Genomic DNA, 22,831 nt, shown 5'->3' on the forward strand with positions numbered 1-22,831 from the left:
TTTGTTCCGCAGGCTACTGCGGCGTGAGGACATCCTTGCCCACGAATGGGCGCAGGGCCTCTGGAACAACGACGGAGCCATCGGCTTGCTGGTGGTTTTCCAAGATCGCCACGATCCAACGGGTGGTGGCCAGGGTGCCGTTCAAGGTGGCGGCCACCTGCGTCTTCCCGTTCTCATCACGGTAGCGGGTGGACAGACGGCGGGCCTGGAAGGTGGTGCAATTGGAAGTGGAAGTCAGCTCGCGGTAGGTGCCTTGGGTTGGCACCCACGCCTCGTTATCGAATTTGCGGGCCGCCGAAGAGCCCAAGTCACCGCCGGCGATATCGATGGTGCGGTACGGCAATTCCATCGCAGCCAGCATTTCCTTTTCCATATCGAGGAGCTTTTGGTGCATGTCCTCGGCGTCTTCCGGCTTGCAGTAGACAAACATTTCTAGCTTGTCGAATTGGTGCACGCGCAGGATGCCGCGGGTGTCCTTGCCGTGGGAACCCGCCTCCCGGCGGAAGCAGGAGGACCAACCCGCGTACTGCAGGGGACCATTGGATAGATCGATGATCTCATCCTTGTGGTAGCCAGCCAGCGCGACTTCGGAGGTGCCCACGAGGTAGCGATCATCGGCCGGAAGGTAGTAGATCTCATCGGAGTGCTGGCCCAAAAAGCCCGTGCCGGACATGATCTCTGGGCGCACCAGAACCGGCGGGATCATCAGCTGGAAACCGGCTTCCCGCGCCTTTTGTGCAGCCAACATCAGCATGCCCAGCTGCAGGAATGCACCATCGCCGGTGAGGTAGTAGAAGCGGGCACCGCCGACCTTCGCACCGCGCTTGACGTCAATGAGTCCCAGGGACTCGCCGAGTTCAAGGTGGTCCTTAGGTTCGAAATCGAAGTGCGGGATCTCGCCTACCTCTTCAACGAGGACGAAGTCATCCTCGCCGCCGGCGGGTGCGCCTTCAACGACGTTATCGATCTTGTACTGCAACTCTTCCACCGTGGCCTCAGCCGCGGACCGAGCCTCTTCGGCCTCTTTGACCTTGGCTTTCAGCTCATCTGCGCCTTCCAGCAACGCCGGGCGCTCTTCCGGGGAGGCCTGACCAATCTTCTTGCCCAGGGATTTCTGCTGGGAGCGCACCTCATCTGCCTTCTGGATGGCAAGGCGGCGCTTCTCATCGGCAGCGAGGAGCTGATCCACGAGCGAGGGGTCTTCCCCACGGGTGACCTGGGAGGCGCGGACAACGTCTGGGTTTTCACGGAGTAGCTTGAGATCAATCACGGAACTGATTCTAGCGCACTGCCATTGCCTTGCCGTGGTAATAACCAGCGAATTATTATGGAATCATGTCCTCCCTAGAATTACCGGCCCGCGAAATCAGCGATGGCCCCACCCCAAAGCACGCTCAATTGCACGATATTCTGGAGGAATTATGTAATACCACCCTCAAACCCGGTGATATCCTCCCCGGTGAGAGGCTCTTGGAGGAAACCTACGGCGTCTCCCGCATTACGGTGCGCCGGGCCATCGGGGATCTCGTTGCCGCCGGAAGATTGCGCCGCGTGCGCGGTAAGGGCACCTTCGTAGCCCCCAACCCCTTGGTATCGCGCCTGCACCTGGCTTCTTTTTCTGATGAAATGAGCGCCCAGGATGTGGTGGCTTCCTCCAAGATCCTCAACAGCGGCCGCGCGAGCGCCCCGGAGGCGGCCACCCACTTCTTTGGGGCCCCTGCCACGGAAGAACAGATTCATTTGCGCCGGCTGCGCTTGGGCGATGGCGAGCCTTATTCCATCGATGATGGCTGGTATAACTCCGCTTTTGCGCCGAGCCTGCTGGAAAATGACACCTATAATTCGGTGTATTCCATTTTGGATAAGACGTTTGGCGTCCCCATCACGGACGCGGACCAGACCGTCTCCGCCATTGCCGCCAACGAGGAGATCGCGCCGCTTCTCGATGTCCCCGTGGGTTCCCCACTGCTGCACATCGTGCGCTGCTCGCGCTCGGGGGATAAGCCCGTGGAATGGTGTTCCTCGGTCTACCGCACCGATAGGTACCACCTGAATACCCGCGTTTCCCGGGATACCTCAATCTAGAAAACACCCTGCTTAAAGGGTAAGATAATGGGCCTTATGAAGAAATCACCTGCGTGGCGTTCCGCTGTGGCCGTCCAGATTGCCTTGATCTCAGCAATCGCGGCGGCCGTTTTCATGGGCATCTACGGCATTGTCAGCAACCACGGGTCTAACGGGGGCGATACTACCGCCGCGTCCGAACAGTCCTCTGCGGGCGGTGCCGATGGCTCAGGATCCTCCGATGCAAAGGTGGAGCCTTTTACCTCCGCTTCCGCTGGGTCCTGCGTGACGTGGGATATCAATGAGGATGGCTCTGCCGCTTCCTTCAAGGAGGTGGAATGCTCGGAGCAGCACCGCTTCGAGGTCTCCACAGTGGAGGATCTCAGCGTCTACCCCACCAGTGAATTCGGCCCGGATGCCTCGCGGCCCGCGCTTACCCGCCAGCACCAGCTGCGCGATGAGCTCTGTGAGTCCGCCACGGTGAGCTACCTGCACAGCAAGTGGGATCCGCACGGCAAGTACGATATTGCCTCCATCTTGCCGCCGGAATCCGCGTGGAATAACGGTGACCGCACCCTGCTGTGCGGCCTACAGACCACCGATGATCACGGCGTGCCGCAGTTGACCACCGGCAATGTTGAGGCCTCCGAGCAGGCCAACCTGGCCAAGCCGGGCGAGTGCCTGGCCATCGATGATCAGCAAGTACCGCATGTGGTGGACTGCGCCCAGCCGCACCAGCTGGAGACGGTATCCGTCATCGACCTGGGCAAGAAATTCCCCGACGCGTACCCGGATGGCAAGGAGATGGATAAATTCCTCTCGGATTCCTGCACCGCTGCCGCCGAGGACTACCTGGGCGGGGAAGAACAGCTCTACCAATCCACGCTGCAGCCGTTCTGGGGCACCGTGTCTGAAGAGTCCTGGAATGGCGGCACCAAGTCCGTGAACTGCTCGCTCGTCCACGCCCGCGATGATGGCGGCTTTTCCTCCATCACCGGTGCCGCCACCGGCGGCCGCCAGGCGCTCTCCATCGACGGCAACCCGCCGGAGGAGCGCCCGGAGCGCAACCCGATTCGCGATAATAAGCCGGCACCGTAAATGTATTCCGTATCGGAAGAACGCTTCGAGGAAATGGTCAATGACGCCCTCGATCAGGTGCCCGATGAATTCGTGCGCAAGATGCGCAACCTGGTGATCATGGTGGAAGAAGAAAACCCCGATGATCCCACCTTGCTAGGGCTCTATGAGGGCGTCGCCCTGCCCCAGCGCACCTTCGACCACACCGGGTATTTGCCCGATGCCATCTTCATCTACCGCAGCACTTTGCAGCGCTGGGCCGCGTCAGAAGAAGACTTGGCCGAGCAGGTCAAGGTCACGGTCTTCCACGAGCTAGGCCATTACTTTGGCATGGAAGAACACGAACTGCACCAGCTGGGCTGGGGCTAGAGCTCAATATCGGCCCAGCGGGTAAGCGTCCACTCGCCAAATTTCTTGCCGCGCGGCTCCATCACGGTAAAGCGGCAATTGGGCATATAACCGGTATAGGCAAAGTCCGCGTCCGCCCCGGTGGCGTGCTTGGTTACCACCCGGATGGCGGCGCCGTGGCTGACGAGGATGACATCGCGGTCATCGGCAAGCTGCGCCGCAATCTCTTCCAACGCGGGCTGGAAACGCGAAAGCACGTCCTGGAGCCGCTCGCCGCCTTCCATGGCGGCCTGGCTATCGCCGTAGCACCAGCCGCGCATGGCCGTATCGTGGCTGCGGTGGGCGGCCTCGCTGGCATCGAGCTCCCAATCGCCGGCGAAAATCTCCTGCACATTCGGGATGACATCGATGGGAATGGAAAAGCGCGGCAGGTTCCGCTCCTGTTCAAAGGCGCGCGCCGCCAAGGTGGCGGTCTGCTGCGCCCGCAGCGCAATCGAGCACTTGAAGTCGACCTCGCGCTCGCCCACAAAGCCTGCTAATTCCCGGCCCACCTCCGTGGCCTGGTTGCGCCCCAGATCCGTAAGCTCCGCGCCCGGCGGCCGGGTATCAAGCAGCCGGGAGACATTGGAATGGGTTTGGCCATGGCGCAGCAGGATGATTCTTCCAGTCATGCGTCCAGATTATTGACCCCTGCGCGCCCTCGCCACCCAGGCATCCGCCTCCGCCAAGTCCCGCGGTGGGTGGCCGGCGGGCGTCGCGGTGGGCCAGGAGCCCAAAAACCGCAGTTCCTCCGCCCGCAACCACACCGCACGCAGGGCCTCAGCAACCGGCTGGTCATCGATATGCCCAATCAAGTCCACATAGAAGCGGTAGTTACCAAAGGTTTGGCGCGTCGGCCGCGACTCAATCCGGGAGAGATCCACCCCGCGGTGGGCGAAATCTTGTAACGCCCCCACTAGGGTTCCCGGCTGGTTGGGCAGGGTGAAAATGACGCTGGTGCGATCCTGGCCGGTGCGCGCGGTCGGGCGCCCCGGCAGGCCCACCAACACAAAGCGGGTGGCCGCTCCCTGCACGTCGGCCACGCCGCTCGCCCTGGTTTCTAGGCCGAAGATTTCAGCCGCCCGCGCTGGCGCCGCCGCCGCGTCGACCTCCCCGCGCGCTACGGCCTGCGCCGCCGCCGCATTCGAACTAGCCGGCACGAATTCCACGCCCGGCGCGTTCTCCGCTACCCAGCCGCGGATTTGTTGGAAGGCCACCGGGTGCGTACTGAGGCGCGTGATGTCTTTCGTTCCCGGCCTTGTCATGATGCTGAAGGTAACGGGGATATCTACCTCGCGGTAAATCTGTACGGGATCGCCTTCTACCAGCGCGTCAAAGGTCGTCGTCACCGCCCCATCCACGGAATTTTCAATGGCGACGCAGGCATAATCGGCCTGCCCGGCGCGCACGGCCGCCACCGCCGCTGATGGCGAGTCCACCGGCAGGGTCTCCACGGTCTCCCCGCGCGCTTCCCACTCGGTAGCGAATTTGTGCACGGCGGCCTCCGTGAACGTACCGGCGGGGCCTAAGAAAGCGATGGTTGTAGTCATGCCCGTCACCTTAGCCCACTAGACTGGTGCGCCATGGACTTTTCCATAGAACGACTCCGCGCGGATGTGCAGGGCATGGGCCCCGCAGAGCACGGTTTTACCTACCTGGATCTGCAGCGCACCCCCGCCCGCACCGGCCGGCTGCGCGGGTGGGTCCTATCTGCAAAAGATCTCAACGATGTCGCGGGTATGCCCACCACTTTGGGCAATGCCAAGCGCACGTACTATCCCGCGGTCAGCGAGCCGTTCATCGCGACATTGGAAAAGCAGGGCGCCATATTCATTGGCAAGTCCTCCACGCCGGAGTTGGGCTTGCGCGTCGATACCGAGCCGGTGGATCTTCCCCACCCCGATAATCCTCTTTATCCAGGCCGCACCCCGGGCGGTTCTTCTGGCGGCGCGGCCGTCCAGGTAGCCCGCGGCCTCGTGCGCGCGGCCCAGGCCAGCGATGGCGGCGGTTCCATCCGCGTTCCCGCGGCGGCCTGCGGGGTCGTGGGGTTTAAGCCTGCGGGCAGCCATCTTGGCGCGGAGGGTTTTATCACCCGCACCGTGGCCGATAATGCGTTCCTGCACGGCCACCGCATGATCACCCCGCGCGCCCGCATTGGGCTCTTGCTTGAGCCCCTGTTTGCCGCGGCCCGGGTGGAAGCCCACCACCTGCGGGCGGCACGCGAGGCCGCAGATCGGCTGCGCACCGCGGGGTTTGAGGTCGTCCCCATTGCGCCTTATCCGCAGGCAGGGGCCACGTTTGCGCACTTCCGCGAGATCTTTACCTCCCGGTTTGTGGGTCTGCCACAGGCAGAGGGCTACGCGGCTTGGGTGGCCCAGCAAGGCGCTACCGTATCCGCCGCCGAGCTAAGCGCCGCGCAGCGCCATGTCCGCCACCTCCCGGAGCTCCTAGCGCAGCAGTGGCGGGTCGATGCCATTATCACGCCCATGCTCACCGCGGATCCCCCGCCGCGGGGGCATTTCCTGTCCCTTCCGCACGCGGAGAATTTCAACGCCCAAACGCGCTGGTCCCCGTGGGCTTCGCTGTTTAATATGGCCCAATTGCCCGCCATCTCTGTACCTTGGGCCATCCCCGCGCACCCGCCCGTCGGCGTGCATGTGGGAGGCATTACGCTTTCCGATGCCCAGCTTTTAGGCCTCGCCCACATCTTGCACCCATGACCAAGAACCTACGCGCCGAGCTGCTCATCGTCCTCACCCTGACCTTCGGTATTTCCGGGGTCAGGGCGGTGCTGCGGCTTATCAATTCGCTGGCAGCCCCGCAGCCGCTCAATGAGCAATCCGTCACGCTCAACTCCAGCCAATCCGCCCTGGCGTGGGTGGATTTGGGCCTGCAATTGTGCTCGGCGGCGGTCCTTTTTGCCTATGGTGCGCTAGTACTTTTCCTGCTGGCGAAAGACCACATTAAACCGGCGGCCTACCGCGCCTCTGATTGGTTGCACGGCGCGGGACTCGCCGCGCTCATCGGCATCCCGGGCTTAGTTTTGTATTTCGTCGCGGTGCAGTTTGGCTGGAGCAAAGAGGTCATTCCCGGTGACTTCGATAATGCGTGGTTAGAGATTCCGGTCTCCCTCATCAAGGCCGCCGCCAATGCCTTTGCGGAAGAAACCGTGGTGGTCATGTGGCTAATGACCAGGCTGCGCCAAGCGCGCTGGTCGCTGCCCGCCGCCTTGGCGGCAAGCTCCATCCTGCGCGGTTCATATCACCTGTACCAGGGGGTATCGGCCGGCTTTGGCAATATCATCATGGGCGTAATCTACGGCTACTACTATCACCGCACCGGCCGCGTGTGGCCGCTTGTCATCGCGCACTTTCTTATCGATGCGATCGCTTTCCTCGGCTATTCCTTCGGCCTTTCCGTACTTTAAGTGTGGCGTGCTCGCGAGGAAAGCGGGGGAATTGGCCGGCGCCTTGTAAGGTATAGCGCATGACTGAATCAGGACGAGATCCGCATCGGGAGGCGCGCCGCGCTGGCGATAGCTCATCCAGTGAGTTCGTCCTTGGGGCCGATGGCCGTCCCCTCAAGGACCGCTACGGTCGGCCCATTCGCCGCCGGCCGCGCACGAATCGTGCCGAGCCGCAGCAGCACATCCCGCGCCAGGAAACCCCTACCCGCTACCCCAGCCAGTACCGGGCCCAGCAGCGTTCCGCGCAGCAACCACCACAGCAACGGCCGCCGCAGCAGCGACCGCCACAGCGATCGCAGCCGCAATCGCCGCAGCAGCTGCAACAGCGCTACCAGCCACAACAAGCGCAGCAACCGCCCCGCCGCCACTCTAAGCCGCACAGCCGCCGGAAAAAGACCAATCCAGTCAAACGATTCTTTGGCTGCGCCGGCATCTTTATCCTCGTCGTCGTGGTCTGCAGCCTCATCTTCGCACTGTGGGCCGATACGCGCCTGACCCGCGTAGATGCCCTCCCGGATGAGCAGGTGGCCAATACCTCTGGCACCAATTGGCTGTTGGTGGGATCCGATTCCCGCCAGGGCCTGTCCGAAGAAGACCAACAAGCGCTCGGCACCGGTGGCGATGTGGGCGAGGGACGCACCGATACCATCATGCTCCTGCATATCCCGCGCTCCGGCCAAGCCCAGCTGGTCTCCATTCCGCGCGATAGCTACGTGGAAGTACCAGGCTTCGGCATGGATAAGATCAACGCCGCCTTTGCCTACGGCGGGCCAAAGCTCCTCACGCAAACCGTGGAGGGCAATACCGGCCTGCACATTGACCACTATGCCGAAATCGGCATGGGTGGTTTGGCCAATGTGGTCGATTCCGTCGGCGGCGTTGATATTTGCGTTGCAGAGCCCATCAATGACCCGCTGGCGGGCATCGATCTGCAGGAAGGCTGCCAGAAGCTAGAGGGAAGCGATGCGCTGGGCTATGTGCGCACCCGCGCCACCGCAATGGGCGATCTCGACCGCGTGCAGCGCCAGCGCGAGTTCTTCGCGGCGCTCCTAGATAAGATCACTTCCCCGGCCACGCTGATTAACCCCTTCCGGTCGATTTCCCTGATTAATCAGACCGCCTCTTCCTTCATCGTCGGCGATGGCGACCACGTATGGCACCTAGCCCGCGTGGCACTTGCGATGGGCTCCGGCGTGGACACGGAAACCGTCCCCATTGGCGGGTTCCAGGACACCGTCGTGGGCAATGTCGTGCTCTGGGACGATGAAGGCGCCCAACAGCTATGGGACTCTATGAAATAGGCCTGAACTCAATCTTCGTATCGGAAAAACGTTATTGAGAAACCAGCAAGTGTGGTTGCTATGAAGAATTCAGGGTAAATTCTCCATTCCACAGGATCCATAGAAAGCATCCTAATTATGCCAAGCATGAAGGCTACTGCGCTGGCGGCTGCGAAAGCCCAGGCTATGCGCCGCGGCCCTGAGTTTTTCTTATTCATGCCTTAACTCGTTTTAGCTAGATTGCGAAGAAAGCGGCCCTTTCCTCCTTGTCTTTTCGAGGTAAAGGGCCTCTTTGTTGTGGTGCGTTTAGCGCAACGTCACCTGGCGGGACTTGATGTTTTCTAACTGCTTGCGCTCTTCTGCGTTCAATTGCGCGTCATTGGAGATTTCTTCTGCCAAGGCCTTATCTACGCCCGCGAGCTTGTCCTCATAAGAGGAGTAATCAACCTCGGGCTGCACGTCAAAGACGGGAGCGATGAGGCCGTGGGTGCGGAATACTCCGGCGAACTTGGTGTCCTCGCCCAAGTTCAGCTCGCCGCGCGCGGCGACTCGCGCCAAGGCGTTGAGGAACGCGGCCTCATCGTCGTTCGGGCGCACCCAGCGCACGTGCGCTTTGCCGCCGCCGGCATTGGCCCAAAAGGCGGTGCCGGTAATGTCGTTGCCCACCTGGTGGGATTCGATGACCGAGTCATTGGCGGCGCGCATGGACTGCGATACCTCAGGGGTGACCTGCGCGCCTTCCGGAATCCACCAGCTGAAGTCCTGGTGGACTTCAATGTCGACGGTGGTTGCGGCATCGATAAGCTCACTAAGCTCCGGCTGCGAGCCATCGGCCGCGGTCGATTCCAAGGTAGAACCTGGCTCGTTGTTCTTGACCCAGTTCAGGGCGAAGGCCAGATCCCGGCCAGGGTTGTGGGTGTGGGACTGCACCTGGAGTGCCACAAAAGCATCGCCGCCGAATTCCTCATCGCGGATCAGCGCCGCGGTGGCGCCCGGGAGGACGGTGGAGACGTAGACGTTCCTATCGCAGCCCTTCACGTCGAGCTTGGCAAAAGCGGAGGGCACGAACTCTTGCATGGCAACGAGGGAAGCCTCCGCCGCAAGGCCACTATAGGGGCGCGGGTCCTTTTCCAGGGCGGCGCGTTCTTTGGCGCGGGCAGCAAGCTTTGCCTGGCGGCGGGACATGCCCTCAGGCAGGTCTTCTTGTTTCTTTTTCTTCTTGGCCATGCCTCCAAGATACCTGCTTTCTACAGCTCAATAGCGCGCAGGGCCACCTCCGGCTGATTGGTGGCAAGCATGTCCACGCCATTGGACCAGGCCCACTTCATGTCCTCCGGCTTATCAACGGTCCACATATACGTGGGCAAGCCCTGCGCACCAATAATGGCCGCCTGCATCTTGGCGCGCAGCAGGGAAACCCCCAGGGCGCTCGGCCGCGACCACATGAAATCCGAGCGATTGAAATGGCGTTCCCAGTCTCGGCGCAGGTAAATGCGGTCAATGTGCGGCGCCAAAATCTTCATGCGCCGGATGGCCTTATGGGAAAAGGAAATAACGTGCATGCGCGGGTCCTCATCGAGCCCGGCGGCGCGCAGTCGTTCCATGACCCGCTTTTCCAAGGCGCTGCCTTGCCCGGAGGGGTGCTTGGTTTCAATATAAAGGTGGTGGGGCTTGTCCCCCAGCATGGCCAGGAGGTCATCGAGAAGCATCATGCGCTGCCCCTTGCCGATGTCGACCTCACTCAGCTCCCGCCAGTCCATCGCCGAAACCCGCCCGGCGCGCCCCGTCGTTCGCTCCAAGGTGGGATCGTGTTGGACTACCACCTTGCCGTCGCGGCTTAACCGCACGTCGCACTCCACGCCGTGGATGGGAAGCTCCAGGGCCTTTTCAAAAGCTAAGGGGGATAGCTCCGGGTATTTTCCGGAGTATCCCCTATGCGCGACGATGTGCACTAGCCAAAGAACTTTTCTTTGATGTCATTGAGCGTCTTTGCAGAAGCGTCGAAGCGCTCCTTTTCGTGCTCGTTGAGCTGCAGCTCTACCGGGCGGACGATGCCGGTGCGGTTTACGATGGCTGCGGTGCCGATGTAGAGGTCCTCCACGCCGTACTCGCCCTGCAGGTAAGCAGAGACGGGAAGCGCCACGTCCTGGTTCTGGATGATCGCGGCGGTAATGCGCGCCAGCCCCATGCCGATGCCATAGGAGGTCGATCCCTTTGCATCGATAATGGAATAGGCGGCGTCGCGGGTTTCTTCAAAGATCTTTTCAATGCGCTCGGCGTATTCCGGCTCCTTTTCCAGCTTCTGCGAAAGCGGCACACCGGCAACATTCGCGGTGGAGACTGCGGGCAGCTCAGAATCGCCGTGCTCACCAATGATGTAGGCGTGCACGGACTTCGGTGCCACGCCCTCCAATTCACCCAGCATGTAGCGGAAACGCGCGGAGTCCAGAATCGTACCGGAGCCGATGACCCGCTTGTGGTCAAAGCCGGAGGCCTTCCATACCGCATAGGTCAGGATATCGACTGGGTTGGAGGCGACCAGGAAGATTCCGTCGAAGTCATTGGCGGTGACATCTGCGACGATGCTGTTCATGATCTTGACGTTCTTATCCACCAGGTCAAGACGGGTTTCGCCGGGCTTTTGGGCGGCGCCGGCGCAGATGACGACCATGTCAGCGTCCGCACAATCTTCGTAGGTGCCCTTGGTGACGCGGGTGCGCTGTGGAGACCAGACCACACCGTGGTTGAGGTCCATGACATTGCCTTCCAGCTTCCGCTCATCGATGTCGATGATGGCCAGGTGGTCAACGATGCTCTGGTTGACCAGTGCGTAGGCGTAAGCGACTCCCACGTCACCCGCGCCAATGAGAACGACTTTATTTCCTACATGCTTTGCCATAACCCCATTGTGCAACGCCCTGCGGGGTTTTGCATACGTAATGTTTCACACTGCGCAACGAGGTACGTTCTGGGATAATGGGCAACCATGAAACGCGCCTTCAGCCGCGCTGCACTAATTTCTCTTGGCGTAGTCGCGGATCTCACGCCCGTCGTCCGCATGACCAGCCGGCAGACGTTGCCACCCCATATGTCGGCCGGAATCTTAGGCGCAGAGCTGGCCACGTGGGCCGCGGTATCGCCGTCCCTGCTGCCCCGCCCGTGGTGGGTGACGGCGGCCAATGTATCTATCGGGCAGGCCATCGGGCACCTCGGGGCGGCCTCGACGAGCTTCGTGCTCAACCGGCTGGGCAAGCGCCCCCAAGACCGCTTGGGCCCGCAGCACCGCCAAATCTTGCACTTAGCTATTGGCGCCGGCACCGCCTTCAATGCGGCGCTCTCGCTGCGCAACCAGGAAAAGCAGGCGGGTCTGGTCAATAAACAACTGGTTCGCGGTCCGGCTACCGCGGCCATCGGCCTAGCCGCCGGCACCGCCGGATACGGCGCGCTGCTACTGGTAGGCGAGGCCGCACAGCTGACCGTGACCAAATTATCGCGCCAATTGGGCCGTTGGGTTCCAGCACTCGTGGCCTGGCCGGTCGTTACCGCAGGGCTCACCGTGGCCGCGGTGGGGCTATCGGACCGCGTGGTATTCCGGCGCTGGATCCGTTCGCTCTCCCACAAGGCGCAGCGCCTGAATAAACAAATTTTTCCCGGCACGTCGATGCCCTGGGAGCCGGAGCGCTCCGGCAGCCCGTGGTCGCTTGAACCTTGGTCCGCGCTGGGGCAACAAGGGCGGCGTTTTGTCTCCAACGGCCCGCGCGCCCGCGATATTCGCACCATCACCGGTGCTCCCGCCAAAGAACCCATCCGCATTTATGCTGGCTATATCCCAGGGCGTTCTTTTGCCCAGGCGGCGAAGAAGGTGCGCTCAGAATTGCAGCGCACCGGTGCGCTGCGCCGGGAGACCATCGTCATTCAGATGCCCGCGGGATCCGGGTGGATTAATAACTGGAGCGCGAGCTCCTATGAGTTTTTGACCGCCGGTGATTGCGTCACCGTCACCATGCAGTATTCCTACCTGCCCTCGGTTTTCGCCTACCTCGTGGATAAAAACGCGCCCAAGCGCGCCGCGGCCGAGCTCATTTCCGTGGTGCAAGAAGAAATTGACAAGCTCCCAGAAGAAGACCGCCCGCGGCTCTACCTTGCAGGGGAATCCCTGGGTGCCTACGCCATTATGGATAATTTCCAGAACAAGGAAGAACTCCTCGCGGCTTGTAGCGGCGCGGTCTTTTCTGGCCCGCCGCGGATGACGCGCTTTACCCAGCGCCTGCGCCGCGATATCGGCTCGCTCGAGCGGCTCCCCGTCATCGATGGCGGGCAACACGTCCGCTTTGTCGCCCAACCGGAGCACTCGCGCCACGATGCCTTTGGCAACGATTTTCCTTCCAGCTGGCGCCGGCCCCGCGTGCTCATTGCCCAGCATGCTTCCGATGCCATCGTGTGGTGGGACCTGAACCTCATGTTCCGCCGCCCCACCTGGATGCACGAACCCCAGCCAGAGACACTCCGGGCGGATACGCTCCGCCACCTGCGCTGGGCGCCGTTTATTACCTGGTGGCAGATTGGCCTAGACCAGATCAACTCCCTGAACGTCCCAGGTGGCCACGGACATAACTATTTTCAGGAAATGCTCTGGTACTGGAACGAGGTCCTAGGCTCCCAATCGCGCCTGAACCTCACCCCTAAATTAGCCAGGAAAATCGCCGGATTTATCCAGCTCGACGCCTAATCGCACTTCACACCAGTGCTGTGGTGCGGGCAGTAACCGTTCGGCACCTTGTGCAGGTATTGCTGGTGCTCGTCCTCGGCCAGGTAGTACTCGCCAGAGTCCGTATCGGTTAAGCGTTTAACCTCGGTCGTGGTTTCCCCAAAGCCAAAATCTTTGAGCTTATCCGCGTAGCTATCCACGATTTCCTGGATTTCCTCCCGCTCTTCTTCGGTGCGGGGATAAAACGCGGAGCGGTACTGCGTGCCCACGTCATTTCCTTGGCGGAAGCCCTGCGTTGGATCGTGCGCCTCCAAGGCCTTCACCACGAGCTCGCGCAAGGAGATCTTCTCCGGGTCATAGGTGACCTCCACGGTTTCTGCATGGTTGGTTTGCCCGCGGCAGACCTCATAATACGTGGGGTTCGGGGTCGTGCCACCGGCGTAGCCAACCGAGGTGGACTCAACACCATCTGTTTCCCAGAACATCTTCTCCGCGCCCCAGAAACAGCCTAGGGCAATCAAGATCGATTTCTGGCTGTCCTTCCACGGACCGGTAATTGGAGTATTCAGCACCGCGTGCGGGGCTGGGTCCAAGACCGGCTCGCTGCGGCCCGGCAAGGCATCTTCCGCAGCCACCATCTTCGGCTCTGGTTTAAACATCCACATCAGGTAAAGCTCCTTTCTCCATTTCCCTTAATAACGTTGTACTGGGCAAATAGATTCCCGGGACACTAAACATTCGCGGTAATTGCAGATTTCAAATTAATCATGGCGAAATCTTTCGATCGTGCCTATCATCGGGACACGTACCCGAAGAAAGGATTACACAAATGGCTGTTTACGAACTTCCTGACCTCCCATACGCATACGACGCACTGGAGCCACACATCTCCGCAGAGATTATGGAGCTCCACCACGACAAGCACCACGCAACCTACGTGAAGGGTGCTAACGCTGCCCTCGAGGCACTGGAAGAAGAGCGCAACGGCGAGGCTAACCCAGACCGTATCCGCGCCCTGTCCAAGAACTTGGCATTCAACCTGGGTGGCCACACCAACCACTCCATCTTCTGGAAGAACCTGTCCCCGAACGGTGGCGGCCAGCCAACCGGCGAGCTGGCAGAGGCTATCGACCGCTACTTCGGTTCCTTCGAGAAGTTCCAGGCACACTTCGCTGGTGCTGCTACCTCCCTGCAGGGTTCCGGCTGGGCAGTGCTGGGTTACGACCACATCGCTGACCGCCTGATCATCGAGCAGCTCACTGACCAGCAGGGCAACGTTTCCGTTGACTTCACCCCGCTGCTCATGCTCGATATGTGGGAGCACGCTTACTACCTGCAGTACAAGAACGTGAAGGGTGACTACGTCAAGGCCGCTTGGAACGTCTTCAACTGGGACGACGTTGCAGAGCGTTTCGCTGCAGCTAAGAAGTAACTTTTAACTTAGTTACTTTCCGCCGCCTTTCCTTACTGGAAGGGCGGCATTTTTATGCTTGCACTAACCCCATCAAGGGTGTGGCGCAATTTACACCGCCGCCTGTGAAGAGAATGCTGGTACGCATGACCAGAAACCGGCGCGCCACCATCGCCATGCTCCTGTTGGGTTTGGCGGTGTTTTCTAGCCTCTATACCACCCAAGCAATTTTGCCCACGTTGGTAACGGATATGGGCATCTCGCACACCGAGGCGGCCATGACTGTTTCGGCCGCCACCGGCGCGTTGGCTATCTGCGTGGTTCCTGCGTCCATTCTTTCTGAGCGCTATGGGCGCGGGCGCATCCTCCTCATTTCCGCCATCGCCGCCACCATCCTGGGCCTTGTTGTGCCCCTAGCCCAAGAGAGCTGGCAGCTCATTGCCCTGCGCGGGTGCAGGGCGCGATGTTGTCCGGCGCCCCAGCTACCGCAATGGCCTGGCTTTCAGAAGAGCTCGAGGATAATGCCTTGCCTAAGGCGATGGGCCTTTATATCGCGGGTAATTCCGTGGGCGGGCTCACCGGCCGCATCATTCCCGCGGGCTTGGTGGAGTTTTCCTCGTGGCGCTGGGCGCTGCTCGGTTCCGCCGTAGTCTCCCTGGCCTTTGCCATCACCTGCTGGCTCCTCCTGCCCGCCCAGCGGAATTTTCACCCCAAGGAAATTCACTTCCGCTCCGAGCTGAGTGCGGTCTTTGGGCACTGGGCGAATAAGGATCTCGCCACGTTATTTATCGTTGCCTTTTTATCCATGGGCACGTTCGTGTCCATGTATAACTTCCTCACCTTCCGCCTAACCGGGGATTTCGGCCTATCGCCGGCACTGGCCGGTTTTACCTTCCTGTTTTATCTCTCCGGCACGTGGTCCTCGGCCAGGGCGGGCACGCTGGTCGCGCGCATTGGGCACGGTAAAACCATGGTCGGTTCCGCCGCGCTCTTTACCGTGGGCATTATCCTTTGCGCCGGCAACTTGGTCATGACGCTAATCGGCATGGTGTGCCTGACCGTCGGTTTCTTCGCGGTCCACTCCACAGCGTCTGGCTGGGTGGGGCAACTGGCCATCCACGACCGCGCCGAGGCGTCCTCAATGTACGTTTTCTGCTACTACCTGGGCTCTTCCATCGTGGGCGCGTTGGCAGGCGTGCTTTTCGATGCCCTCACCTGGCACCAATTCATCGCCTGCTTCACCGCCTTCGCGCTCGCGCTCACGGCGCTGACTTGGACCAAGATTAAATCCGACTAAACTCGGTTTTATGCCTCAAGATAAGTGGTCGAGCCGCACCTGGCACCGCAAAGCCTCACGCCCCGTGTCCATCTGGATGATGGTCTTCATCGTAGTGGGCGCAGCGCACATATTCGTGCCCAATTATCGCTGGGTACTTATCCACCTCTTCACGTTGGGCCTGGTCACCAACAGCATCCTGGTGTGGTCGCAGCACCTGACTGAAAAATTCGTGCAACAAAAACTGCCGGATTCCGCCCGCCCCAAACAGCTCGCGCGCATCTATATCCTCAATATCGGCATCATCATCGCCGTCGCGGGCCAAATCCTCGTGCAATTCTGGGCTCACCACTGGATACTGACCCAGATCGGTGCCACGCTTATCGCGCTTACCGTTTTATGGCACGCGGTGTCCCTGTTTGCCCAGTGGCGAACAGCTAAGGATAAGCGCTTCCGCCCAGTTGTCGGCGCCTACGTGCTATCCGCGCTGTGCTTGCCGGTCGGTGCGGTCTTCGGCGCGATCCTGGCCATTCACCCGGGTGAACCGCAGTTGCTCTTGGCCCATATCGCCGCCAATATCGGCGGTTTCATCGGCCTTGCTGCGGCAGGTTCTTTGACCATCCTCTTTCCCACGATCTGGCGCACGCAGGGCACCAATGAGCGCATGTCCTCCTCGTTCGCGCTGCTTACCTTGGGCGTGGTGGCAACGTCCATCGGCGCGTTTCTGAACTTCCCGCAGCTTGGGCTGATCATCTATTGCATCGGCTGGATCTTAAGCCTGCAGCAGTGGCTTGGCAATGTCATCGACGTCGCCCGCGCACCGCGCGACCGCGTTAACTTTGCCTCCGTCTCGGTGCTGATGGCCACGCTCTGGCTGGTGCTATCCCTGGCGTACTACACCACGCAGCACTTCCTCGTGGCAGAACCAGGGCTTCCCACGCTCGGCCTCGTGGTGGGCTTTGCGGCGCAGCTGCTCATCGGAGTCATGAGCTATCTTCTTCCCACCACCATGGGCGGTGGCCCCGGCGCGGTCCGCGCGGGGCTTCAGGAGCTGGATCGGTGGGGCCTGTTGCGCGCCACATTCGTCAATGGGGGGCTGCTCATCTGGATGGGCACGGATATCTCCGTGCTCAAGGTGGTGGCCTCGCTACTATGCATCGGTTCTTTGGCGGTCTACCCCATATTCGTCGCCCGCGCGGTCAAGGCCCAAAAGCAGGTGTTGATGAAAAAGGCGGAAGGTCCCGCGCCGAAAACCACCGCGGACTGGAACCAAATCTATATCGGCATCGCCATCCTGGCGGTAATCTACGCCCTGTTCGCGGCGCTCTAGAGTTCTGGGATTCCCGGCGCGCCGGCGCTCATCCACTCGCGCACTATCCGGGTGGCGTGGACATCGCCGGCGTTATAGTCCAAGAGGCGCTGCCGGACGCTCATGTCACCGGCCAGGGCCTCTCGGCGCGCGTTGACGGATTCTTCGCCATCAAAGTCCTCTTCCGGCCACCGGAATCCCGCCACTGGGGCCACCACTTTGAGCCCCAGCCCAAAGGGCCCCGCGAAGGATCTCTTCACGTAGGCAAACATATCCACCCACTCTGGGGAAGAGATAAAGTCTTCTACTTCCCGTTCATCCACCTCCCGGAAGCGCTGCGCAGAGCGGCGCATCCAGTGGTTCTCGCCGTGGGCGGAATAGCAATAAGCGGCAAAGGTCTTGCCCTCCGCATGCGCTGTATCGCGCAGCTGCATCAACCACCTCCAAAATTCGGCGAAGTTCTCCGCCTCAGCGCGCCCGCCCAGCGGCTCCCACGTCACGAAGGGGTGGTACTCGCCCTCGAACCACGCGCCCCACAGGTAAGCGCCTTGGTCCATGTAGGCCTCCATGTCCACATCCACCTCGACATCCGCCCGCGGCACCGACGTATCCCCGCGGCGCAGCAGCGTCTGCCCGGCACGCCACGCGGCGGCGAGGCGGGAGGGCTCGCCCACATTGGCATCGATAAGCGCCTGCACCGTGGTAATGCCGCGCTCGCGAAAGGGGCGGGCGCGATCGCCCGGCAAGAAAAGGGAAATATCGTCCGCCGCCACCAGTTCTTGTTCGCACAAGGGCCAGAACCTGCAGCTAGCGCACTCTTTGACCCGCACCGGCGCGGTGGGCAGCGGCTTATCCCAGGCGCGCTGCACGTCAAACTTCGCCGTCTCCGTGAAAAAGGCCTGCTGGCGGTCTTGGCCTATCGCACCGCCCCGCCCGGAGTTCAGGCCCATATCTTCCAGGGCCTCGGCGGCGAGCGCCAAACGATAGCCATCGACGGCATGGTGGCGGCCCTTATACGGAACCTCCATGGGCTCGCTCAACCCAAGGCGGTGGGTGGGCACGGCAAGCGTGGTCTTCTTTGGGTGCTTGCGCGCCACGCGGTGGTTGCTCACAATAATGGGGGTATAAGAGCCCGCCTCCCGCAACAGCAATTCCACGTGCACTTTCCACTTTTCGGTGGCAAAGACCGCATTGGTGATGTGGGTATAGCCGGAGGCAATGGCCTCCAGCGTGGCCATGGCGCGTTCCCAATCGTCACCTTCTAGATCGATGCGCCGGAAACGGCCAGGGGCTTTACGCGGGAATAACTCCATGACCGCGTCTACGGCGGCGCTGTGGCGCTCGGCCCGAGCAATCGAGGCTCGGGTGCGCGGAATCTCCGGGTGGGCGCGCCGCTGCGCCAAGCGATAGCGGCACCCAACGAGATCCGAAGCTACAACGACATCCTCCACACCGGGTGAGCTTAATAGAACAGCAAGGTAATGTTGAATCCAGACTCGATCGAACGTAAGGGAAAATAATGAGTATCCTCAAGAAATTGAAAAAGGCTCGCCAGGAAGCACGCGCGCAGGCCAAGGCGGCGAAGGCGCGCGCCAAGGCTGAGGTAAAGGCCCAGTCGAAGGATCGTCGCCGCCAACAAAAGCTCCTTGCCAAGCAAGAAAAGCACCTTCTTAAGACCGAAGAAAAGGGTCTCAAAAAGCGCCGTAAACACGAACAGAAGATGGCGGAAAAGGAACTGGAAAAGCTGCGCGAGGGCCACTTTAATGCCGGCAAGGTCAAGCGCTATGCAGGTGCATTGCGCACCGCCGCCCCGCTTTTGCTTCCCCTCGTTTATCGCGCATTAGTGGGCCTTAAGTCCGAAAAAGAAAAGCGCAAGGCCCACAAGGCGGGCGTAAGTTCCGCAGAAATGGCCTCCTTTTCCGGCTACGGCGCCCCGCTCAAGGCCCGCACCGCCGGCATCCGTAATTCCCTCAAGGACGTGGATCTGCCCGCCGGCTTCAAGCGGGACGTGCGCGAGCGCCTCGAAGAGGTTGATGCCGCGATCGATAACGCCGAATTCATGACGGAGCAGCAGCGCCGCCGTGCACATAAGACCATTAGCGGAGAGATCGATTCCGTTACCGCGGAGATTCAACAGCGCCTGGGCGAATAATTTCTCTTCCGCCTCCCATCGCCGTTCACCTTTTAGGTGGCGGCGATATTTTTATGCGCGAGGGCCACTAACTAAAACTTTATTGTCTACTAATTTCCACACTGGTAAAATTGAATTAGAGTTAATTCGTATTCCAAATACCGGTATTAGGTAAACATATCGATGCAATAAACCATGGAGGTACTATGGCACGCCGCGAAATCACGCAATTTTATGATGACCTTGATAATCAACTCATTGGTGAGGATGAATTAGAGGTAGTCCGGTTCAGCGTCAATGGGCGCAGCTACTTGATGGATCTATCCCGCGACAATGCCCGCCGCTTCCACGAGGCAATCGCCCCCTTTGTCGAGGCCGCACATGCCGCTCCCGATGCGGAATCCCCACAGGTCGATCCACGCAAGGTCCGCGAATGGGCGCAAAAGCAGGGCCATGACGTAGCACGCCGCGGCAAGATCCCCCAGAACATCATCGACGCCTACAACGCGGCCCACTAGATTAAAGCACGCCCTGCTCCCTGGCGGCCGCCACCGCGGAGGTACGCGAGCGAACGCCCAATTTGTCATAAATGTGCACTAGGTGGGATTTCACCGTGGCCTCAGAAAGCATGAGGTCTTGGCCAATCTGCCGGTTCGAGGCCCCCGCCGCCACCAATTGCAACACCTCTAGCTCGCGCGGGGTCAGCGAGGTGCGGGGCGTGCGAACCCGGGTCATCAGGCGATCGGCCACGATGGGCGAAAGCGCCGAATCCCCCTCCGCCGTCGAATGGACGGCATCCAAAAGCTCCTGCGGCGGGGCGTCTTTTAGGAGGTAGCCCACCGCGCCTGCTTCGATGGCGCCGAGGATATCCGCATCGGTGTCGTAATTGGTGATGACCAGCACCTTGGGCGGCGTGCTCATGGAGGAGCGAATCTGCGCGGTGGCTTCGACGCCACCCATCACGCGCGTTCCCTCGAGGCCCGCCCCGAATCGCAGGTCCATGAGGATGACATCGATACCACCTGCTTGCGCCGCGGACACAGCGGCCTCCGCCGTCGCTACCTCGCCCACGACGTCGATATCTTCTGCGCCTTCGAGCACCGAACGCAGCCCCAGCCGCACGATCTCGTGGTCATCTGCCAAAAGGACCCGAATCACGACATCCCTCCTATCGATGTTTTTCTCAACCAAAAGTTTAATCTACCGCCTTATCCAAGGGCATACTAACTGACACAGCCGTGCCCTCCCCCGGCGCGGATTCTATGACCACATCGCCGCCTAGCTCCTGCGCGCGGCGCCGCATGGCAGATAGGCCAATATGCCCCAGCCCCGCAGGCGCGCTTTCCACCGTCGCGGGCTCAAAACCCTGCCCATTATCCACCACATCCACGCGCACCTCGTCGGTTTCATAGGTGACGGTGATCCGGGCGCGGCTGGCACCGGCATGCTTGACGATGTTCCCCACCGCCCCCTGTGCAATCCGCAATAGCGCCGCCTCTATTTTCATCGGCAGCTGTTGCTCCGCACCCTCGCTGTCGACCTCCACCTGGAACCCCGCCGTAGCGGCGAAGTTTTCCGCCATGCGCGTCAGCGCCGCCTCGAGGGACGTCTCCGTTAGAGTGGGCGGCTGAAGCGCAGCAATCATGGCCCGCGCTTCATGCAGGTTATCCGCGGCGGCCCGCCGCGCAAGCTCAATGCGCCGGCGGGCGGCGGGAATGTCTCCCTTATCCAGATCCCGGTCGGCGGAGTGCAGGAGCATCTGAATCGATGACAATCCCTGGGCCAAGGTGTCATGAATCTCGTGGGCGATGCGCTGGCGCTCGGCCACCATGCCGGCATCTCGTTCCGTGGCCGCCAACTGCGTGCGGGTTTCTATGAGCTCCCGGTTCATGCGCGATAGGGTGCGAAACGCATACGTAATCGCCACGGTGACCAGTGCCGAGACCGCCGGGCCCATCACCCCGCCAAAGGTCAAGCCTCCCGGTATCTGCACCACGATGGTAAGAACGGTAGCGCCAATCACGCATAGGATACCCGCAGCCATATCCAGCACGGTCAGGTACAAAAAGTACATGACGAATACCAGGTAGATGGCGGCGGGAGCCACGAATAGATCCGCGCCCCATAACACCGTGAGGATGCTTATCCACAGGTAGTGCATGGGCCGCGGCCACTGCTCCGCATAGATCGATCCCGCAAAGTAGACCGCCGCGAACCCCACCAATAGCAATAGGTTGATAAGGGACTGGGATAGCGGCATTTTCACCGAGGTAAAAATACCCACCACCAACAGGACCGCCGTTAAGAAATGAATGCCGGTGCGCAGCGCATCGGAATCCCGATCTAATGTGGAGCTCATGCGCAAAAGCCTACTTGTCCTTCTCGCCGTGACCGGAATAGGGATCGCGGGATGCCAGACCGAACAAGCAGACCAGACCGAACCGGAACACGAGGTGGCATCGGAAAGCGCCGCCGTCAACGTGGAACAGACCGCAGAGGTCAACGAGTGGAGCGACTGTCCCTATATCGATCCCGGCTGGTTGGAAAATACCAATGGCGAGCGCCTTACCAAGCAGGGCATCGACACTCGCTTTCCCATCCCCGCGTGTGTCTTTTGGTCCTATCAAGACAACCCGCAAGCTACCGTTATCGTGCGCGATTTGCCCACCGTAGAAGACGCCCGCGCCGCGGTGGATTGGGCCGCGCCAATCGATGCCACCGAGCCCGCCTCCTTTGCAGGCTGGGAGGGCGGACGGGGCATCGTCAATGAGCAGGCCGTCTACGCCGTGCAAAAGGACACCCACGCGGTGCTGGTGTGGAGCAATCAGCAACAAACCTTCAAGTCCGAGCAGATTGCCCAAGAAGCCATTGCCAATTTAGGGCTTTAAACCGCGACGTCGTTATAGGGCATCATCGGCGAAACCCAGGGGAAGACGACCTCCATGAGGAGGAAGAACACTCCCACCGCAATGGCGACGGCGAGCAGCGCCTTCACAGGCTTCGGCCCCGGCAATAGATTCCACAAAGCGCGATACATTACTTAGCTTCCTTTCCAACTTCCATCGCGTGCACAATCATGCGCTCGGCGTTGGAAAATTGTGGGTGACAAGTGGTGAGGGTCAGCATTCCCCGCGTGGGGTCCGCTTCAGTTCCCGGCACGGGGTCGATCACTGAGACATCGCCAGGCGTGGTGATATGCCGGCCGGCAACATGGCTATATTCTTCTGGTACTTCATCGAAGCAATCTGCGTGCTCGCCATCGATGGGCAGCACCTTGTAGGTAATCTTTTCCGTTTGGGTTTCGATGATGATGTCATCGCAGGTATGCAAGGAACCCAAGTCATTGAATGGGGCACCCTTGCCCACGCGGTGCCCAGCCACCGCAAAATTCCCCGTCTCACCTGGCATTTGTGTGTCTTCATAGTGGCCAGGGCCGCGCAGAAGATCATCGTCATCCGTGCCTTGGATGATGGCAAAGTGATAATCCGAACCAAAGGCAGGGATGCGCATCTGCGCGAAAGCCTCTCCCAAATCTGGGTCCATTTTCTCCCGTGGGTTGCGCCACTGCTGTTCCAGCTTCGCATTGGCCTCGTCCTGTAGCCGCCCTGATTCCACATTTGTCCAATAGGCTTCATAGAATGCAAAGAGGACCAAAACCACGCCAATGGTAAGCATGAGTTCCCCAAGAACTTTAGTCATGCTTTAACACCCTAATATATACC

The 22,831-nt window shown here is 60.7% G+C and carries 24 protein-coding genes and 1 pseudogene; 13 read left to right on the forward strand and 12 right to left on the reverse strand.

All coding sequences use genetic code 11. The annotated features are described in order from the left end of the window. Nucleotides 1-13 precede the first annotated feature (13 nt). On the reverse strand, nucleotides 14-1,270 hold the full coding sequence (gene serS / locus HMPREF1261_RS01330; protein ID WP_005285300.1) for a serine--tRNA ligase: 1,257 nt from the start codon (nucleotides 1,268-1,270) through the stop codon (nucleotides 14-16). A gap of 65 nt (nucleotides 1,271-1,335) precedes the next feature. Here serS and HMPREF1261_RS01335 point away from each other — a divergent pair, with 65 nt between their 5' ends. Genes HMPREF1261_RS01335 through HMPREF1261_RS01345 form a run of 3 tightly spaced genes read left to right on the forward strand, consistent with a single transcriptional unit; the run spans nucleotide 1,336 to nucleotide 3,510 of the window. Next, nucleotides 1,336-2,085, forward strand: coding sequence for a GntR family transcriptional regulator (locus HMPREF1261_RS01335; RefSeq protein WP_023029691.1), 750 nt, complete (start codon nucleotides 1,336-1,338; stop codon nucleotides 2,083-2,085). 27 nt (nucleotides 2,086-2,112) lie between these two features. Then, complete coding sequence (locus HMPREF1261_RS01340) at nucleotides 2,113-3,162, forward strand: septum formation family protein (RefSeq protein WP_005285303.1); 1,050 nt, start codon at nucleotides 2,113-2,115, stop codon at nucleotides 3,160-3,162. Continuing rightward, nucleotides 3,163-3,510 (forward strand): metallopeptidase family protein, encoded by a 348-nt coding sequence (locus HMPREF1261_RS01345; RefSeq protein WP_005279702.1) that lies wholly within the window; start codon nucleotides 3,163-3,165, stop codon nucleotides 3,508-3,510. Here HMPREF1261_RS01345 and HMPREF1261_RS01350 read toward each other — a convergent pair. Together HMPREF1261_RS01350 and pheA are read right to left on the reverse strand one after the other, a co-directional pair. After that, entirely contained in the window at nucleotides 3,507-4,160 is a 654-nt protein-coding gene (locus HMPREF1261_RS01350; RefSeq protein ID WP_023018151.1) for a histidine phosphatase family protein, read from the reverse strand. The two genes, HMPREF1261_RS01345 and HMPREF1261_RS01350, sit on opposite strands and share 4 nt — an antisense overlap. A gap of 9 nt (nucleotides 4,161-4,169) precedes the next feature. Continuing rightward, nucleotides 4,170-5,078 (reverse strand): prephenate dehydratase, encoded by a 909-nt coding sequence (gene pheA / locus HMPREF1261_RS01355; RefSeq protein ID WP_023029692.1) that lies wholly within the window; start codon nucleotides 5,076-5,078, stop codon nucleotides 4,170-4,172. Nucleotides 5,079-5,111: 33 nt separating this feature from the next. Here pheA and HMPREF1261_RS01360 point away from each other — a divergent pair, with 33 nt between their 5' ends. Genes HMPREF1261_RS01360 through HMPREF1261_RS01370 form a run of 3 tightly spaced genes read left to right on the forward strand, consistent with a single transcriptional unit; the run spans nucleotide 5,112 to nucleotide 8,295 of the window. Continuing rightward, complete coding sequence (locus HMPREF1261_RS01360) at nucleotides 5,112-6,248, forward strand: amidase (RefSeq protein WP_023029693.1); 1,137 nt, start codon at nucleotides 5,112-5,114, stop codon at nucleotides 6,246-6,248. Then, nucleotides 6,245-6,955: a CPBP family intramembrane glutamic endopeptidase gene (locus HMPREF1261_RS01365; RefSeq protein WP_023029694.1), complete on the forward strand. Its 711-nt coding sequence runs from the start codon at nucleotides 6,245-6,247 to the stop codon at nucleotides 6,953-6,955. Before HMPREF1261_RS01360 ends, HMPREF1261_RS01365 begins: the two co-directional genes overlap by 4 nt. 59 nt (nucleotides 6,956-7,014) lie before the next feature. Next, entirely contained in the window at nucleotides 7,015-8,295 is a 1,281-nt protein-coding gene (locus tag HMPREF1261_RS01370; RefSeq protein ID WP_023029695.1) for an LCP family protein, read from the forward strand. Between the two features lie 285 nt (nucleotides 8,296-8,580). Here HMPREF1261_RS01370 and HMPREF1261_RS01375 read toward each other — a convergent pair whose 3' ends face one another. From HMPREF1261_RS01375 to HMPREF1261_RS01385, 3 genes are read right to left on the reverse strand one after another with little or no spacing between them, the layout of a single operon-like run. Then, complete coding sequence (locus HMPREF1261_RS01375; RefSeq protein ID WP_023029696.1) at nucleotides 8,581-9,501, reverse strand: DUF5926 family protein; 921 nt, start codon at nucleotides 9,499-9,501, stop codon at nucleotides 8,581-8,583. Between the two features lie 20 nt (nucleotides 9,502-9,521). Further along, nucleotides 9,522-10,226: a glycerophosphodiester phosphodiesterase family protein gene (locus HMPREF1261_RS01380; protein WP_005279693.1), complete on the reverse strand. Its 705-nt coding sequence runs from the start codon at nucleotides 10,224-10,226 to the stop codon at nucleotides 9,522-9,524. Beyond that, the gene (locus HMPREF1261_RS01385) at nucleotides 10,226-11,173 is read right to left on the reverse strand and encodes an L-lactate dehydrogenase (RefSeq protein WP_005279691.1); all 948 of its coding nucleotides are present in this window, start codon (nucleotides 11,171-11,173) and stop codon (nucleotides 10,226-10,228) included. Before HMPREF1261_RS01385 ends, HMPREF1261_RS01380 begins: the two co-directional genes overlap by 1 nt. A gap of 87 nt (nucleotides 11,174-11,260) precedes the next feature. Between HMPREF1261_RS01385 and HMPREF1261_RS01390 the strand changes: the two genes are divergently transcribed. Beyond that, on the forward strand, nucleotides 11,261-13,003 hold the full coding sequence (locus HMPREF1261_RS01390) for an alpha/beta-hydrolase family protein (RefSeq protein WP_005279689.1): 1,743 nt from the start codon (nucleotides 11,261-11,263) through the stop codon (nucleotides 13,001-13,003). On the opposite strand, the gene msrA is transcribed toward HMPREF1261_RS01390, so the two are convergent. Beyond that, complete coding sequence (gene msrA / locus HMPREF1261_RS01395; RefSeq protein ID WP_005279686.1) at nucleotides 13,000-13,647, reverse strand: peptide-methionine (S)-S-oxide reductase MsrA; 648 nt, start codon at nucleotides 13,645-13,647, stop codon at nucleotides 13,000-13,002. The two genes, HMPREF1261_RS01390 and msrA, sit on opposite strands and share 4 nt — an antisense overlap. 164 nt (nucleotides 13,648-13,811) lie before the next feature. On the opposite strand from msrA, the gene HMPREF1261_RS01400 reads away from it, so the two are divergent. From HMPREF1261_RS01400 to HMPREF1261_RS01410, 3 genes and pseudogenes are all read left to right on the forward strand, one after another. Next, nucleotides 13,812-14,414 (forward strand): superoxide dismutase, encoded by a 603-nt coding sequence (locus tag HMPREF1261_RS01400; RefSeq protein WP_023029697.1) that lies wholly within the window; start codon nucleotides 13,812-13,814, stop codon nucleotides 14,412-14,414. Nucleotides 14,415-14,539: 125 nt separating this feature from the next. Further along, nucleotides 14,540-15,690: pseudogene (locus HMPREF1261_RS01405) on the forward strand (MFS transporter). 10 nt (nucleotides 15,691-15,700) lie between these two features. Further along, the gene (locus tag HMPREF1261_RS01410) at nucleotides 15,701-16,999 is read left to right on the forward strand and encodes a hypothetical protein (RefSeq protein WP_023029699.1); all 1,299 of its coding nucleotides are present in this window, start codon (nucleotides 15,701-15,703) and stop codon (nucleotides 16,997-16,999) included. Here the strand turns inward: HMPREF1261_RS01410 and HMPREF1261_RS01415 are convergent. Then, nucleotides 16,996-18,429 (reverse strand): TM0106 family RecB-like putative nuclease, encoded by a 1,434-nt coding sequence (locus tag HMPREF1261_RS01415; protein ID WP_005279681.1) that lies wholly within the window; start codon nucleotides 18,427-18,429, stop codon nucleotides 16,996-16,998. The genes HMPREF1261_RS01410 and HMPREF1261_RS01415 overlap by 4 nt on opposite strands. Before the next feature lie 68 nt (nucleotides 18,430-18,497). Between HMPREF1261_RS01415 and HMPREF1261_RS01420 the strand changes: the two genes are divergently transcribed. Together HMPREF1261_RS01420 and HMPREF1261_RS01425 are read left to right on the forward strand one after the other, a co-directional pair. Beyond that, nucleotides 18,498-19,130, forward strand: coding sequence for a DUF6474 family protein (locus HMPREF1261_RS01420; RefSeq protein WP_005279680.1), 633 nt, complete (start codon nucleotides 18,498-18,500; stop codon nucleotides 19,128-19,130). Between the two features lie 185 nt (nucleotides 19,131-19,315). Then, nucleotides 19,316-19,627, forward strand: coding sequence for an Lsr2 family protein (locus HMPREF1261_RS01425; RefSeq protein ID WP_005279679.1), 312 nt, complete (start codon nucleotides 19,316-19,318; stop codon nucleotides 19,625-19,627). 1 nt (nucleotide 19,628) lies between these two features. On the opposite strand, the gene HMPREF1261_RS01430 is transcribed toward HMPREF1261_RS01425, so the two are convergent. Together HMPREF1261_RS01430 and HMPREF1261_RS01435 are read right to left on the reverse strand one after the other, a co-directional pair. After that, complete coding sequence (locus tag HMPREF1261_RS01430; protein WP_023029700.1) at nucleotides 19,629-20,267, reverse strand: response regulator transcription factor; 639 nt, start codon at nucleotides 20,265-20,267, stop codon at nucleotides 19,629-19,631. A gap of 37 nt (nucleotides 20,268-20,304) precedes the next feature. Then, nucleotides 20,305-21,468 carry a sensor histidine kinase gene (locus tag HMPREF1261_RS01435; protein ID WP_005279677.1) on the reverse strand — a complete coding sequence of 388 codons (1,164 nt, stop codon included), beginning with the start codon at nucleotides 21,466-21,468 and terminating at the stop codon, nucleotides 20,305-20,307. Between HMPREF1261_RS01435 and HMPREF1261_RS01440 the strand changes: the two genes are divergently transcribed. Further along, nucleotides 21,467-21,997, forward strand: a complete 531-nt coding sequence (locus HMPREF1261_RS01440) for a DUF2020 domain-containing protein (protein ID WP_005279676.1) — start codon at nucleotides 21,467-21,469, stop codon at nucleotides 21,995-21,997. The two genes, HMPREF1261_RS01435 and HMPREF1261_RS01440, sit on opposite strands and share 2 nt — an antisense overlap. Here the strand turns inward: HMPREF1261_RS01440 and HMPREF1261_RS12820 are convergent. Further along, the gene (locus HMPREF1261_RS12820) at nucleotides 21,994-22,146 is read right to left on the reverse strand and encodes a hypothetical protein (protein WP_005279674.1); all 153 of its coding nucleotides are present in this window, start codon (nucleotides 22,144-22,146) and stop codon (nucleotides 21,994-21,996) included. The two genes, HMPREF1261_RS01440 and HMPREF1261_RS12820, sit on opposite strands and share 4 nt — an antisense overlap. Then, nucleotides 22,146-22,808, reverse strand: a complete 663-nt coding sequence (locus tag HMPREF1261_RS01450) for a class E sortase (protein WP_005279672.1) — start codon at nucleotides 22,806-22,808, stop codon at nucleotides 22,146-22,148. The genes HMPREF1261_RS12820 and HMPREF1261_RS01450 overlap by 1 nt, the downstream gene beginning before the upstream one ends. Nucleotides 22,809-22,831: the final 23 nt, after the last annotated feature.

The organism is Corynebacterium sp. KPL1818, assembly GCF_000478135.1.
GTDB lineage: Bacteria > Actinomycetota > Actinomycetes > Mycobacteriales > Mycobacteriaceae > Corynebacterium > Corynebacterium accolens.